Source organism: Streptomyces sp. HUAS ZL42 (genome assembly GCF_040782645.1).
In the GTDB taxonomy this organism is placed as follows: domain Bacteria; phylum Actinomycetota; class Actinomycetes; order Streptomycetales; family Streptomycetaceae; genus Streptomyces.
Genome location: NZ_CP160403.1, coordinates 8,506,700 through 8,522,042, shown reverse-complemented (window position 1 = coordinate 8,522,042; position 15,343 = coordinate 8,506,700). Strand labels below are relative to the sequence as shown.

Sequence of the window (15,343 nt, the reverse complement as noted above, 5' to 3'; positions counted from 1 at the left end):
TCACGGCAGGAGCCCGGCGTCCGCGGGAGCCGGCACGTCCCGCGGGACGGCGATCTCGCTCCACACCTGCTTGCCGCCGGCCACCGGCACCGAGCCGAAGGACTCCGACATCGCCTCGACCAGCAGCAGGCCCCGGCCACCTGTCGCCTCCCAGTCCGTGATCACCGGCTTGGCGGGCGCGCGCGGCGAGGCGTCGCTCACGCACACCCGTATCCGGTCCCCGCGGAGCATCAGGTCGACACTGACCGGACCCTGGGTGTGCACCAGCGCGTTGGTGACCAGTTCGGACACGACCAGCAGGGCCGTGTCGGCCACTTCGTCGACCTTCCACCGGCGCAGCGTGCGCGCGGTGAAACGGCGGGCATGCATCACCGCGTCGGGCAGTCGCCACACTGCCCAGCCGGCCCGTATCGGCCGGGTCTTCATGCCGTCGTAGCGCATCAGCAGCAGAGCCACGTCGTCCTCGCGCCGGCCTGCGTCGCCGAGCAGTGCGTCGGCTATCAGGCCGGGGTCCACCGGATCGGCGGCGGCGAGCGCGGCGCGCGTCCGGTGCATGCCCTCGTCCAGGGGCAGGTCGGCGGCCTCTACCAGGCCGTCGGTGACCAGGGCGAGCACGGTGCCGGGAGTCAGGGCGAGCGCGGTCATGGGGAACTCCGCCTCCGCGGAGATGCCCAGCGGGAGTCCGCCCTCGACCTGCACCTCCTCCGTACGGCCGTCGGGATGACGGATCAGCGGTGCGAGGTGCCCGGCGCGCACGAACAGGGTGTTGCCCTCCTCCATGTCGAGTTCGACGTAGCAGCAGGTGGCGAAGAGATCGGTCTCCATGCCGACGAGGAGACGGTTGGCGTGCGAGACGACCACGTCCGGAGGGTGGCCCTCCACGGCGTACGCCCTGACCGCAGTACGCATCTGGCCCATGATGGTCGCGGCTCCGGCGCTGTGTCCTTGTACGTCTCCGATGACCAGCGCCACCCGGTCCTCGGAGAGGGCTATGACGTCGTACCAGTCACCGCCCACCTGCAGCCCCCGCTTGGCGGGCAGATAGCGGGCGACGGCCGTCCCGCCGGGCAGCTCGGGGAGTCGCCGGGGCAGCAGACTGCGCTGCAGCATCGTCGCGAGTTCCTGCTCGGCGTCGTGGGCGTGCGCGCGCTTGAGTGCCTGGCCGACCAGTGCGGCGGTCGCGGTCAGCAGGGACCTTTCCTCGGGAACGAACTCGTGCGGGTGGTCCCAGCCGATCAGGCACACACCGGCGACGCGGCCCTTGGCGGGGAGCGGCAGGACCGCCAGGCCTCCGGTGCCGATGCCCGCGAGTCCGGGTTCGAAGGAGGCGCCGGCGGGCCACAGGTCGAGGCGTCCGTCCCGCAGGGCCATCTGAAGGGTCGGCAGGGCGCCGACCGCGGCGTCGGGCCACTCCGAACGCCATGCGGCACGCCATGTCTCCGGCCAGGCGGCGGGTTGCGGCGGGTCGAGCGCGGCGATCACGAGCCGGTCGTCCTGGAGCTCGGCGAGCGCCACGCGATCGGCGTCCAGAGGCTCGCGCAGGGCGGTGATCACCACTTGGCCGACGTCACGGACTGTCGCGGCGTCGTCGAGCGCGGCGGTCAGCCACTGGATCCGGGACACGTCGTCGGCGCTGCGGCGCAGAACCGCGGTCTCCGTCACGACGGCCAGCACCTGCTCCGGCTGGTCGTCGGTGCCCGCCACCACCCGGCAGCTGAGGCTCAGCCAGCGCATCTCGCCGGTGGGACGGCGCACACGGAACTCCAGCTCCCGCCAGCCGTACGCCTGGGTGGACGGCTCCAGGACCGACATGAGGGCGTGCATGTCCTCGGGCAGGGCGTGCGAGAGGAGAGTGTCCGCCTTGCCGTCGAAGTCGTCCGGGGTGATGCCCATCAGCTCGAGCAGAGTCTCGTCCGCTTCGACCAGACCGGTGTCCGGCACCAGGGCGAAGCAGCCGACGCGCAGACTCCGCAGGGCGGGATCCAGCAGCGACGGCGGCGGGGGGCGACCCGCCCCGGCCTGGAGCACACCGGCGACGGCGTCGGCGTACCGCTCCAGGAGGCGTCGTTGCTCGGCCTCGAAGCCGTCGCCGGTGGTGCCCACGACGACGAGACAGCCCAGTCGCCTGCCCTCCGTTCCGAGGGGGAGCACGGCGAGGGAGGCCTCGGAGCGCGGCGGCGTGGGTCCGCCCTCGGAGTAGGAGGCGAGTGCCGCGGGAGTCAGCCACAGGGGGCGGCCGGTGCGGAAGGCCTGCGCGGCGGGCGAGCCACCGGACAGGGGCAGGCGCTCCGGCAGCCCGTACTCGGACATGGCGCATCCGGCGGTCTCCACCAATCGCAGCACGTCGTCACCGGCGCCGGGCACATAGACCGCCACCAGCGCTGCTCCGGCGTAGGTCAGGGGCCGATCGTTCGCGGCGGCAACAGGCACCGGGGGCGGTGAGCCGCTGTCTGCGGCGCCGGTCTCGGATGCCCGTGGCTCGGATACCCCGGCCCGCGTACGGCCGTCATGAGGCATGTCCGCAATTGTCCTCCCGTCCATGCCGCCCATACCAGAAGGTTTATATCGCGGCAGACATCTACAAGAATTGCATATGTGGATCAGCTGGACATGTTCCCGTGGCTGCCCTAGGCAGGAGCCGCCGCGTTCGCAGTTCACCGGCCCCGGTGCCACACTTGCGGCGTGGCCGTCTTGCCGCTTGCACGCGGTACGTTCCGGGCGCATCTCCGGCGCCGGCATCGTGGCCGCCTCTCGGCTGCCGAGCGTCTGCCCGGCCGACGCGGCCGCCCGGTCCACCACGGCCTGTTCCGTCGTGTCCAGCCCCGCCCGAAACAGGCCTCCCGCCGGCTCCACATGCCGATTTCCGACGTCGCGACGCACGCGTGCGTGTCCCCCCGCGCGCGCCTCGCCCGGTGAGGCCCGGTCTCGGACAACCGAGAGCGCCCCCTGTCCACACGCAGAAGGGAGAAGGGAGGTCTCTCAGATGAAGGCCTGCATACGGGAGGCAGCCATCGCCATGACCGCGCTCTCGGCGACCGTCACCCTCACGGCCTGCGGGGCCGGCGCCGGAAGCGACTCCGAAGGAGGGAAGGCGCCGAAGATCGGTCTGCTGCTGCCGGACGCCACCACCGCCCGCTGGGAGACACAGGACAGGCCCCTGCTGGAGAAGAAGATCAAGGAGCTGTGCGCCGACTGCACCATCGAGCACGCCAACGCCAAGGGCGACGTGACGACCCAGCAGGAGCAGATGGACTCGATGATCACCAAGGGGGTCGACGCCATCGTGCTCGTGGCCGTGGACGCCAGGTCGCTCGGCCCCGCGGTACGGAAGGCGGATCAGGCGGACATCCCCGTCATCGCCTACGACCGGCTCGCCGAAGGCCCGATCTCCGGCCATGTCTCCTTCGACGGCGAGGAGGTCGGCAGGCTCCAGGGCACGGCGCTGCTGAAGGCCATGGGCGACGAGGGGGGCGGCGACCAGATCGTCATGATGAACGGCGATCCCACCGACCCCAACGCGGTGTTGTTCAAGAAGGGCGCGCTGCTCGTACTCGAGGGGAAAGTGAAGATCGGCAAGGAGTACGACACCCTCCAGTGGCGGACGGAGACCGCGCACATGAACATGTCCGGCGCCATCTCCGCCCTCGGCGTCGGCAACATCGACGGGGTCTACGCGGCCAACGACGGCCTCGCCGCCGGCAGCATCGCCGCCCTCAAGGCCAACAAGGTCACCCCACTGCCCCCCGTCACCGGGCAGGACGCCGAACTGGGAGCCCTGCAACGTATCGTCGGCGGCGATCAGTACATGACCGTGTACAAACCCTTCGGACCCGAGGCCGCCGCCGGCGCCGCCATGGCCGTGGCCGCGGCCCGCGGTGACAGCCTCGAGGGGGTTGCCCGGGACGAGGCGAGGACCCGCAGCGGGAACACGGTTCCGGCGGTCATGCTCACGCCCGTGGCGGTGACGGTCGACAACATCAAGGACACCCTGGTGAAGGACGGCGTGTACACGATCGAACAGATCTGCACCCCCCAACTCGGGGCCGCCTGCAACAAGGCCGGGCTGACCTGACGAGTCGGTCCCGCCCAGGTCCCCGCCCCGGGAAGGAGATGGTCTCCGTGCCGACGTCCCCCTTGCTGGCGCTGCACGGTGTGTGCAAGCGCTTCGGCGTCGTCGACGCGCTCAAGGACATCGAGTTGGAGATTCACGCCGGCCAGGTCGTCGCTCTCCTGGGAGACAACGGTGCCGGAAAGTCCACCCTCGTCAAGGTGATCTCCGGCGTCACCCCCGCGGAGAAGGGTGTCATCGAGTGGCAGGGCCGGGCGGTCCACATCAGGAGGCCCCACGACGCCCGGGACCTCGGCATCGCCACCGTCTACCAGGACCTCGCGCTGTGCGGGAACCTCGACGTCGTCGCCAACCTGTACCTGGGACGGGAGATCCGCAGGTTCGGGTTCCTCGACGAGGTGGAGATGGAGCGCCGCACGAGACACCTGCTGGAGCGCCTGACCCGGAACGTCCCCGAACTGCGCGGCCCCGTCGTCTCGCTGTCCAGCGGCCAGCGGCAGACCGTCGCCATCGCTCGCTCACTTCTCGGCGAACCGAGGGTGCTCCTCCTGGACGAACCGACCGCGGCCCTGGGCATCGAGCAGACCACGGAGGTCCTCGATCTCGTCGACCGGTTGCGTGACCGCGGCCTGGGCGTGCTGCTCATCAGCCACAACATGGGCGATGTGAAAGCGCTCGCCGACCGGGCCGCCGTGCTGAGGCTCGGCCGGAACAACGGCTTCTTCGACGTGAACACCGCGTCCCAGGAACAGATCATCTCCTCCATCACCGGCGCCACGGAGAACGTGCCGCGCCGGCCGGCCCACCGGGAGGCGGGGTGGTGAAAGGGACGCGCAACACGGCGGACAACGCTCGGGGCGAACCCGCCGCCGAGGACCGTGAGCCGGGTGGACGGATCGTCGCTCGTGCCGTGGAGGGCTGGGTCGGCGTCGTCCGGCGCAAGTTGAGCGCCGGTGAACTGGGCTCGCTCCCCGTCGTCGTCGTCCTCGCCACGGTGTGGATCATCTTCCAGACCCTCAACGACAACTACCTCTCGCCGCGGAACCTGTCCAATCTCAGCGTGGACATCGTGGGCACGGGCCTGATCGCCGTCGGCATCGTCTTCGTCCTGCTGATCGGGGAGCTCGACCTGTCGGTCGGATCGATCAGCGGACTGGCGGCGGCCGTCTTCGCCGTGCTGAACGTGAACAACGGCGTGCCGGAATGGCTCGCCCTCGTCGTCGCGGTGCTCGCGGGTACTGCGGCGGGGACCGTCCAGGGCTTCTCCTTCGCAAAGACCCGGGTACCGGCGTTCGTCGTCACCCTGGCGGGGCTGCTCACCTGGAACGGCATCATGCTCTACATCCTCGGCACCAGCGGCACCGTCAACCTGGACGAGAACGGGCTCGTCGCCAAGCTGACCAGCCATTACTTCACCAATGACGGCGTCGCCTACGGGGTGGCGGCGGTCGGTGCGGGCATGGTCTTCCTCGCGTCCTACCAGGACAGGCGGCGCCGCAAGGCCGTCGGCATGCCGCACCGCTCGCTCGCGGAAATCGGGGTGCGCACCGGAGGGCTCGCGGTGATCGCGTTCACCGCCGCGTATCTGCTCAACCGGTTCCAAGGTCTGCCGCTCGCCCTTCTGGTCTTCCTGGTGCTGGTGGCCGGCCTCGACATCGTGCTCCGTCGCACGCACTACGGGCGGCAGGTCTACGCTCTCGGGGGCGGTGTCGAGGCGGCCCGTCGCGCCAGCCTCAACGTGACGGGAGTGCAGACCGCGGTGCTCGCGGTCTCGGGCACCATGGCCGCCATCGGCGGGCTCTTCCTGGCCTCACGCATCACCTCGGTGAGCCAGGGGTCGGGCTCGGGCGTGCTGCTGCTCAACGCCATCGCGGCAGCCGTCATCGGTGGCACCAGCCTGTTCGGGGGACGCGGTACGACGTGGTCGGCGGTGCTCGGCATTCTCGTGATCCAGTCCATCGCCTCGGGGATGGCGATCACGGACACGCCGGCCGCCCTGCAGTTCGTGATCACAGGTGGCGTGCTCTTCGCCGCGGTGGTCATCGACTCGCTGTCACGGCGCTCGCAGGAGGCGCACGGGCGGGCTTGACGCATCGGTGTCGCAGGCCCTGCCATGGAACACACTGGGAGGGGAACCCGCACCGCTGGCCAGGAGGTGCCATGACCCCGCCGACGGTATCCGTCCCGCCTCCGGGCGGGCTGTGGCTGCGTGCCGCACGCCTCCTGGCACGTCTGCGCCGCGGCCCCGCACCCGCCCGGCCGTCGCGCGCCGCGCAAGTACGGGCCCTGGCCGTACTGCTGGACGAGGTGGTCGCCGCCCAGCGCCCGGTCGACCTGGCGGTGGCCGCCTGCGGTGAACCGGGGCCGGTGTCCTGTCAGGCGGCTCAGGAAGCCGGACGGCAGAGCGTGGTCCTGCACCGGCTGCGCGGCCGTGTGGGCGAGCTCGATGTGACGGACGCCGATCTCGTCGAGGCGCAGGCGTACGCGGGCCGGCTGCTGGCGTACGACCAGTGGATGGTGCGCCAGGCCCTGGACCTCGCCTTCACCGTCCACCGCGACCCGCGCGTCGAGGCCGCCCGGCTGCGGATCAACGGTCTGGGCAGGCCCGCGGACGAGCTGCGCCGGTTGCGGGACTCCGTGCGCGCCCAGGTGGACGTCGGCGGTCCGTGAACTTCTCGAGCCCAGACGGGGGTTCGTGGCGTGCCTGCTCAAGGCACCGTTTCGGTCCGGCCCCTGCGAAGAACTCGACGTAAGCGTTCGACCTGTCGGACATTGTTCGAAACCTCTTGACGCTGCACCGGACGCCGACTGACACTCTCGCAACACGACGTCACACTGCCGTAACAGCAGGGCACCCGCGGCTCGTTCATCAGCCATGTCTCAGCAGGGAACTCGACATGCCGTACATCGCACGTCTACGCAGTCGCGCAAGACGTTGGGCGGGCCATCTCGCCGGACTGACCGCCGCGTCACTGATCGTGGGCCTCGCCGGACCCGCCACTCCCGCACAGGCGGCGGACATCACCGACGGTCTGGCCCTATGGTACAAGCTCGACACGGCCGCCGGCAGCACGGTGGCCGACGCCTCCGGCCACGGCCGGGACGGCACGGTCAACGGCACCGCCAACTGGTCGGAAACCGGTCAGGGGCTCGCCTTCAACGGCACCGACACCTACATCAAGGTGCCGAACGACGTGATGAAGGGCATGAACGCGATCACCGTCTCGATGGACGTGCTGATCGACTCGGCCCAGACCACGCCCTACTTCATCTACGGCTTCGGCAACTCCAGCGGCAGCAGCGGCAACGGCTATCTCTTCACGACCGGCAACTCCTTCCGCACGTCGATCGCCACCGGCAACTGGTCCACGGAGCAGACGACCAAGCCGTCCGACTCCCACAGCCTGACCCGCTCGGTGTGGAAGCACGTCTCCTACACCCAGAGCGGCAACACGGGCGTGCTGTACGAGGACGGCGCCGAGGTCGGCCGCAACACCGCCGTCACCATCACCCCCGGCGCCATCGGTTCCGGCACCACCACCGCCAACTACATCGGCAAGTCCGTCTACTCCGGCGACAAGCTCTTCACGGGCAGGATCCGCGACTTCCGCCTGTACGACCGGGCGCTCACCGGGTCCGAGGTCGAGCAGCTCGCCCTGCCTGTGGACACGCAGGGCGTCGCCGACGACAAGGCCGCACTCAGCCTCGGCGACACCAGCGGTGTCACGGCCGACCTCGCCCTGCCGACGACCGGCGGCGCCGGCGGCTCCACGATCAGCTGGGCGAGCGACAACCCCGCCGTCGTCTCCACCACCGGGACCGTCACCCGCCCCGCCGCGGGTGAACCCGACGCCCACGTCACGCTCACGGCAACCCTGAAGAAGGGCCCCGTGACCGACACCAAGACCTTCGAGGTCACGGTCCTGGCCGCCTTCGACGACCAGACGGCCGCACGGCAGGCAGCCGAGGCCCTCACCGTCCACAACCTCGACGACGTGCGCGGCAACCTCACGCTCCCCACCGACGGCGCCTACGGCACGACGGTCGCCTGGACCTCGGCGAAGCCCGACGTCGTCTCGGCCGACGGCGTGGTTCACCGGCCCGCGCACGGCGACGGCGCCACCACCGCCGAGCTGACCGCCACCGTCACCAAGGGCGAGGCGAAGGCGACCCGCACCTTCACCGCGAACGTGCCCGAACTGCCGCAGAAGGAAGCCCTGAACGGCTACATGTTCAGCTACTTCACCGGCGAGGGCACCTCGGACGGCGAACAGCTCTACTTCGCCCTCAGCAAGGGCAACGACCCGCTGAAGTGGCGTGAGCTGAACGACGGCAAGCCGGTCCTGACCTCCGCCCTCGGCGAGAAGGGCCTGCGCGACCCGTTCATCATCCGCTCCCCCGAGGGCGACAAGTTCTACCAGATCGCCACCGACCTCAGGATCTACGGCAACGGCGACTGGGACGCCGCCCAGCGCACCGGCAGCAAGTCCATCATGGTCTGGGAGTCCACCGACCTCGTCCACTGGACGAACCAGCGGCTGGTCAAGGTATCGCCCGACAGCGCGGGCAACACCTGGGCGCCGGAGGCGTTCTACGACGCGCAGCTGGGCGAGTACGTGGTCTTCTGGGCTTCGAAGCTGTACGACAACGCCGCGCACTCCGGCGACACGTACAACCGCATGATGTACGCCACCACGCGTGACTTCTACACCTTCAGCGAGCCCAAGGTCTGGATCGACCGCGGCTACTCGGTCATCGACTCCACGGTGATCCAGCACGACGGGACCTACTACCGCCTGTCCAAGGACGAGCGGAACAACACCTCCTCCACCCCCAACAGCAAGTTCATCTTCGAGGAGAAGAGCGACTCGCTCCTCGACCTGTCCTGGGACGCGGTCGCGGAGGGCATCGGCAAGGGCGCGATGAACGCCGCCGAGGGCCCGCTGGTCTTCAAGTCGAACACCGAGGAGAAGTGGTACGCGTTCCTCGACGAGTTCGGCGGCCGCGGCTACATCCCGTTCGAGACGACGGACCTCGCCTCCGGCGCCTGGACCCCGTCCGCCGGCTACGACCTGCCGGCCAAGCCCCGCCACGGCACCGTGCTCCCGGTCACCCAGGCCGAGTACGACCGGCTGCTGCGCGCCTACCAGCCCGATCAGCTCGTGGAGAGCGTCGAGGACGTGTCGGTGAAGACGCGGATCGGTGAGGCCCCCGTCCTGCCGGCCACCGTGATCGCCGAGTACGCCGACGGAGTCAAGCGTCCCGTCGCCGTGACCTGGGAGGACGTCCCGGAGTCGGACTACGCGCAGGCCGGCACCTTCACGGTGACGGGCAGCCTGCCGGACGGCGCCGCGATCCCGGTCCACGCCGAGGTCACCGTCTCCGAGGAGGGACCGGACATCCCGGCCGACCTGCTCCTGCACTACGGCTTCGACGAGACAGGCGGCAACATCGCCCGTGACTCCAGCGGTCACGGCTATCACGGCACGTATGTCCGCACGCCCGACTTCGGCACGGGCGTGGAGGGCGGCTCGTTCAAGATGTCCGGCGGCTCCAGCACCTCCACCACCTCGCCGTACGTGAGGATCCCGAACGGAGTGCTGAGGAACGCCGACAGTGTGACCGTGTCGACGTACGCCAAGTGGACGGGCGGCAGCAACTTCCAGTGGCTGTTCGGGCTCGGGCCCGACAGCAACAAGTACCTCTTCGCCACCCCCTCCAACGGCGGTTCCAGCCTCTACTCGGCGATCACGAAGGCGAGCTGGTCGGCGGAGTCGAAACTGACGGCCGGATCGCAGCTCACCCCCGGAGAGTGGCGGCACGTCACCGTCACCCTCGACGGCTCGACCGGCGCGATGGTCCTCTACGTCGACGGCGTCGAGGCGGCCCGTACGACGACCACCATCAAGCCGTCCGAGCTGTACGACGCCAACAGGGGCTACAGCGGCTACATCGGCCGCTCCCTGTACTCGGCCGACCCGTACTTCGGCGGCGAGGTCGACGACTTCCGCATCTACGACCGGGCCTTGTCGGCCACGGAGGTCATGGAGCTCAGCGGCAACACCGCGGGCATCGCAAAGGCGACGCACCCGGCGCTGAAGGTCGACGCCCTCATCGACAACGCGGACAGCAGGATCACGCTGCCCCTGACGGAGGGCACCGATCTCACCGCGCTGGCACCGGAGTTCACCCTCGCCCACGGCGCGGCGATCAGCCCGGCCTCCGGCAGCGTGCAGGACTTCAGCAAGCCGGTGACGTACGAGGTCACCGGTTCGGACGGCAAGAAGCGCACCTGGACCGTGTCGGCGCTGATCATGAAGAGCCCGGTCCTGCCGGGACTCAACGCCGACCCGAACATCGTGCGGTTCGGCGACACCTTCTACATGTACCCGACCACCGACGGCTTCCCGGGCTGGAGCGGCACGCAGTTCAAGGCGTACTCCTCCACCGACCTGGTCCACTGGCAGGACCACGGCGTCATCCTCGACCTCGGCCCGGACGTGTCCTGGGCCGACAGCAGGGCCTGGGCGCCGACGATCGCCGAGAAGGACGGGAAGTACTACTTCTACTTCTGTGCCGACGCGAACATCGGCGTGGCGGTCTCCGACTCGCCGACCGGACCGTTCAAGGACGCCCTGGGCCAACCGCTGCTCAAGGCGGGCCAGTTCAGCGGCCAGATGATCGACCCGGCGGTCTTCACGGACGACGACGGCCAGTCGTACCTGTACTGGGGCAATGGCCACGCCTACGTCGTCCCGCTGAACGACGACATGACCTCCCTCGACACGTCGAAGGTCAAGGACATCACCCCGAGCGGCTACAACGAGGGTTCCTTCGTCGTCAAGCGCAAGGGCACCTACTACTTCATGTGGTCGGAGAACGACACCCGGGACGAGAACTACCGCGTGGCCTACGCCACCGGCCCCTCCCCCACCGGCCCGTGGACCAAGCGGGGCGTGATCCTGGAGAAGGACCTCTCCCTGGGCATCAAGGGCCCCGGCCACCACTCGGTGGTCCAGGTGCCGAACACCGACGACTGGTACATCGCCTACCACCGCTTCGCCATCCCCGGAGGTGACGGCACCCATCGCGAAACCACCGTCGACAAGCTCGAGTTCGACGCCGACGGCCTGATCGAGAAGGTCGTCCCCACCCTGACCAGCATCGACCCGGTCACGATCGCGCACGCGGGCCCGGATGTCTCCGGCACCGAGGGCGACGCGATCACCCTGGCCGGCACCGTCTCCGGAGCGGGCGGCCCGAAGTGGACGGTCGAGGACGGAGCGCCCTGCACCGTCGCCGACCCCGGGGCGGCCCGGACCACGGTCACCTGCACCGACGACGGCACCTTCACGGTCGCCCTGACCGGCGGACGCAGCCGCGACACCGCGACCGTCACGGTCGCCAACGCGGCCCCGGCGATCACCTCGGCCACCGGCCCGAAGTCGCCGGTGCCGGCCGGGGGTCGCGCGGTCGTCACCGCCGCGTTCACCGATGCGGGCAGCGGCGACACCCACACCTGCACGGTCGACTGGAAGGACGGCACCACGCCTACCGCCGGCACGGTCACCGCCTCCGGTTGCGGGGCCGAGCACGCCTACACATCGGCGGGCATCCGCCGCCCGGTGATCACGGTCGCCGACGACGAGGGTGCCACGGACAGCACGACGCTGCCCGAGCTGATCGTCTACGACCGCGCGGCCGGTCCGGCGGCGGGAGTCGGGACCTTCGCCTCCCCGGCGGGCGCCTACCCGGCGAAGCCGGACGTGACCGGCTGGGCGGTCTTCGCTTTCTCCGCCCAGTACGGCAAGGGAGCCACCGTCCCCACCGGAGGGGCCGCGTTCGACTTCGGACCCGCCGGGCTGCACTTCCTCTCCACCGGCTCCGACTGGCTCGTGGTCACCGGCTCCCAGGCCGTCCACCAAGGCTCCGGCACGCTCAACGGGCGCGCAGGCTACGGCTTCCGCATCACCGCCGGCGACGACCCTGACACCTTCCGCATCAGGATCTGGCAGAAGTCCACCGGAGACGTCGTCTACGACAACCTCACCGGCGCGAAGACGACGGGCCTCATCACCGTCGGGGTCCACCGGACGTAGAGCCGCACCCATCCCTTCCGACACCGAGCCGTGCCCGGGCAACTCCCGGGCACGGCTCGGTCGTTTGCGGGGTTCGGGGAGATCGCGTGAAGGCGATCTGCCTAAACTCTGCAGTCCGTAGGGAGAGGGACGCACGTGAGTGAACCGAACGGCCCCGTCTGCCCGGCATGTGGTGAGCCCCGGGCGGCGGACGGCACTCCGGACTGCTCCTGCGGCGACCTTGCGTCCGAGGCCCACCGCGACACGCGTACGGCCGAAGCGGCGGCCGCGGAGGACTTCGATCCGCTGCGGATACGGCCGTTCGTGGAACTCGGCGACGACCCGGGACCGCCGGTGGAGGCGGAGGGTTCCGCGACGACCGAGCCGACCGGGGCTCCGCCGGCCCACGAGCCGGGCCCTCCCGACGTGCCTGAGCCGGCCCCGCACACCCCGCCGGACGACGAGGCCCGTCCCGCACCCCCGAAGCCCCGGGCAGAGCCCCGGCGCCGGCATCGCGCCGTCATGGCCGCCGGGGCGGCGGCCGCCGTGGCGGTCCTGGTGACCGGAGGGGTCGTCGGCGGGTTCCTCACCTACGAGAGCCCTTCACGGAACGGATCCGTACGGGACGACGTGCGGCCGAGCGTGCCGGACGGCTCGCGCGAGGTGTCGTCCGTGGAACCGTCCGGGAGCGCCTCTTCCACAGATCCGTCCAGAAGCCCGGCTTCGTCCCCCGGTACGGCTCCTTCCGCCGGTCCGGTCGCCCCGAGCCGCTCCGCCGCTCCGAGCGAGTCCGCCTCCACCCCTGCCGCCACGGCCACGGCCGCCCCCGGGCCCAGCGGCTCGGGAGCGCAGGCCCCCGTCCTCCGCCTCGGCGACACGGGACCCGAGGTGACCGAACTCCAGCTCCGTCTGCGCCAGATCGGCGCCTACTACGCCGACGCGGACGGCACCTACGACCGCGATGTGGAGAACGCGGTCCGCGGCTACCAGTTCACCCGCGCCGTCTACAAGGACGAGCCCGGCGTGTACGGCAGGGCGACCCGGGCGTCGCTCGAGACCGAGACGTCGGAGCCGTGACCCTCCCGGGGGCGGGTGTTCAGCCGCTCGCGGGACGGGCCAGCGCCGCGACCTCGGACGGTGTCAGCGCCCTTCCGTACACCCGGAAGTCGTCGACCGCCGCCTTCAGATACGGGTGGTTGCCGAAGTAGCGCGGTTCCACGGTGACGGAGGCATTGCGGCCGGCCTCCGAACCGTCCACGTACAGCACGGCGATGCCGTCGCCGTACGTCACGGCCACGTCCACCCAGCGGTTTATGCGCACGCCGCTTATGCGTCGCGCTGGCGGGGTGGGCGCTGTGCGCGGCCCTGGGCGTCGCGTTCACGGACGCGGAGCTGGCGATCAGCATCTAAGGGGTCGCGGCCCGCCGGTCCAGCGTGCGCAGGACGGTTCTGCCCCACTGCAGGTTGGCCCGCTCCAGAGCCAGACCGCCCAGCAGGGTGAGGTAGGGGCCGACGCGCTCGGCGGTGGCGAGGTACTCCTCCTCGGTGCGGCCGGCCAGCAGTCGTTCCCGCAGGCGCTCGAATCGGGCCAGCTTCGCCTCGGCGCGCTCCACGCGCTCGGTGAGGCCGGCCCGGACTGCCCCGAGGTCGCCGGCGTCGACACACTGGACCTTGACCAGCAACTCGTCCCTGATGGCCATCGGCTTGCTGGAAACCTCGGCGGTATAGGCGCGCACGGCCTCGCGTCCGGCCTCGGTGAGCGAGAAGAGCCGCTTGTTGGGCCGCCGCTCCTGCTGCACGACACGCGCCGAGACCAGCCCCTCGCTCTCCATGCGCTCCAGCTCGCGGTAGATCTGCTGCGGGGTGGCCATCCAGAAGTTGGCGACGGAGGCCTCGAACCCCTTTGCGAGGTCGTACCCGGACGCCTCACCTTCCAGAAGCGCGGCCATCACCGCATTGCGCAGAGCCATGATCTCAAGCTAACAGCTCGTTGATTACTCAAAGGGGTGACCATGGACAGTGCGGAGGCGGTCAACGCCGGCGTCTGGCAGGCCTACGGAGACCACCATCTGCGACGCGGCACCGTACTCGCCGAAGCGGACCGCCTCGACTGGGGCATCCCGGGGGCGGGGCCTGGCGCAGAGGTCCTCGGGGACCTGGCGGGCCGGCGCGTGCTGGACCTCGGTTGCGGTACGGCCCGGCATGCCGCCCATCTCGTCCGCGCGCACGGCGCCTCGGTGGACGCCATCGACGCCTCGGCCACCCAGCACGAGCGCGCCCGGGCACGTTACGGCGCACTGCCCGGGCTGCGGCTGGTGCGGGCGGACGCCGTCGAACATCTGCGTACGGCGGGCCCGTACGACGTGATCTACTCCGTCAACACCCTCCCGTACATCGATCCCGGCCGGCTGCTGCCCGCCCTGGCGACGGCGCTCAGCCCCGGCGGGACGCTGTGTTTCTCCGCGCTGCACACCAACTCGCAGGGTGACGGGCCCTCGTCGGACGTCGTGTCCCGGCCCGAGAACCTGCGGTTCGCCGACGGCGGTGACAGCACGGTGCGGATGTGGGTGCTCGCCCCGGAGCTCTGGGAGAGCCTGCTCGCCGAGCACGGGCTGCGCGTGGAGCGGGTCGACGTCCTCGACGCACCGGAACCGGGCAACCACGCCTCCTACCGCATCTTCCGCGTACGACGGCCCGTTCGCGTCTCCTCCCGCCCGCGCACCTCGCTGCCTCCCGTCGCGCACGCGGCCCTCGGTGTGGCCGCCATCCTGCACGGCCCCCGGGGGCTCCTGCTGGGACGGCACCGCAGGGGCACATGGGAAGTGCCGGGCGGCACGGTGGAACCCGGAGAGTCGCTCCAGGAGGCGGTCGTCCGTGAGCTCGGGGAGGAGACGGGGCTCGAGGCCGTGCCCTCCGACGTACGCCTGCTGGGCACGCTTCTCGACCACGCCGACGGAGTCGTGCGCGTGACGGTGCCCTCGGTCGTCACACGGTGGGGAGGCGAACCGGGCGACCAGCCCGGTGAGAGCGTGGGCGACTGGCGCTGGTATCCGCTGGACCACCTGCCGCCGTCCCTGTTCGTGTGCAGCGCACAGGCTCTGACCTCCTGGCGTTCCGGGTTGCCGATCGACCACACCCCGGCCCGTTTCACGCCGTACGAGCAATCCTGAGACGGCGCGGAGTCACCCGTCCAGGT

10 protein-coding genes are annotated in these 15,343 nt (G+C 70.5%); 7 read left to right on the top strand and 3 right to left on the bottom strand.

What is annotated here, in order from left to right:
• Positions 1-2,517 (bottom strand): SpoIIE family protein phosphatase, encoded by a 2,517-nt coding sequence (locus ABZO29_RS38915; RefSeq protein ID WP_367324892.1) that lies wholly within the window; start codon positions 2,515-2,517, stop codon positions 1-3.
• A 466-nt stretch (positions 2,518-2,983) separates the two neighbouring features.
• On the opposite strand from ABZO29_RS38915, the gene ABZO29_RS38910 reads away from it, so the two are divergent.
• The 6 genes from ABZO29_RS38910 (at position 2,984) to ABZO29_RS38885 (ending at position 13,224) form a co-directional block, all read left to right on the top strand.
• Positions 2,984-4,072 (top strand): sugar ABC transporter substrate-binding protein, encoded by a 1,089-nt coding sequence (locus ABZO29_RS38910; protein ID WP_367324891.1) that lies wholly within the window; start codon positions 2,984-2,986, stop codon positions 4,070-4,072.
• Between the two features lie 38 nt (positions 4,073-4,110).
• On the top strand, positions 4,111-4,893 hold the full coding sequence (locus ABZO29_RS38905) for an ATP-binding cassette domain-containing protein (RefSeq protein WP_367324890.1): 783 nt from the start codon (positions 4,111-4,113) through the stop codon (positions 4,891-4,893).
• A 71-nt stretch (positions 4,894-4,964) separates the two neighbouring features.
• Positions 4,965-6,158, top strand: a complete 1,194-nt coding sequence (locus ABZO29_RS38900) for a sugar ABC transporter permease (protein WP_367326361.1) — start codon at positions 4,965-4,967, stop codon at positions 6,156-6,158.
• A 71-nt stretch (positions 6,159-6,229) separates the two neighbouring features.
• Positions 6,230-6,739 (top strand): hypothetical protein, encoded by a 510-nt coding sequence (locus ABZO29_RS38895; RefSeq protein WP_367324889.1) that lies wholly within the window; start codon positions 6,230-6,232, stop codon positions 6,737-6,739.
• Between the two features lie 227 nt (positions 6,740-6,966).
• On the top strand, positions 6,967-12,168 hold the full coding sequence (locus ABZO29_RS38890; RefSeq protein WP_367324888.1) for a family 43 glycosylhydrolase: 5,202 nt from the start codon (positions 6,967-6,969) through the stop codon (positions 12,166-12,168).
• 135 nt (positions 12,169-12,303) lie between these two features.
• Complete coding sequence (locus ABZO29_RS38885; protein ID WP_367324887.1) at positions 12,304-13,224, top strand: peptidoglycan-binding protein; 921 nt, start codon at positions 12,304-12,306, stop codon at positions 13,222-13,224.
• Positions 13,225-13,243: 19 nt separating this feature from the next.
• Here ABZO29_RS38885 and ABZO29_RS38880 read toward each other — a convergent pair whose 3' ends face one another.
• A complete protein-coding gene (locus ABZO29_RS38880; protein ID WP_367324886.1) occupies positions 13,244-13,468 on the bottom strand; it encodes a LamG domain-containing protein in 225 nt (74 codons plus the stop codon).
• Positions 13,469-13,553: 85 nt separating this feature from the next.
• A complete protein-coding gene (locus ABZO29_RS38875) occupies positions 13,554-14,117 on the bottom strand; it encodes a PadR family transcriptional regulator (protein WP_367324885.1) in 564 nt (187 codons plus the stop codon).
• Positions 14,118-14,159: 42 nt separating this feature from the next.
• On the opposite strand from ABZO29_RS38875, the gene ABZO29_RS38870 reads away from it, so the two are divergent.
• Positions 14,160-15,317: an NUDIX domain-containing protein gene (locus tag ABZO29_RS38870; RefSeq protein WP_367324884.1), complete on the top strand. Its 1,158-nt coding sequence runs from the start codon at positions 14,160-14,162 to the stop codon at positions 15,315-15,317.
• Positions 15,318-15,343 lie beyond the last annotated feature (26 nt).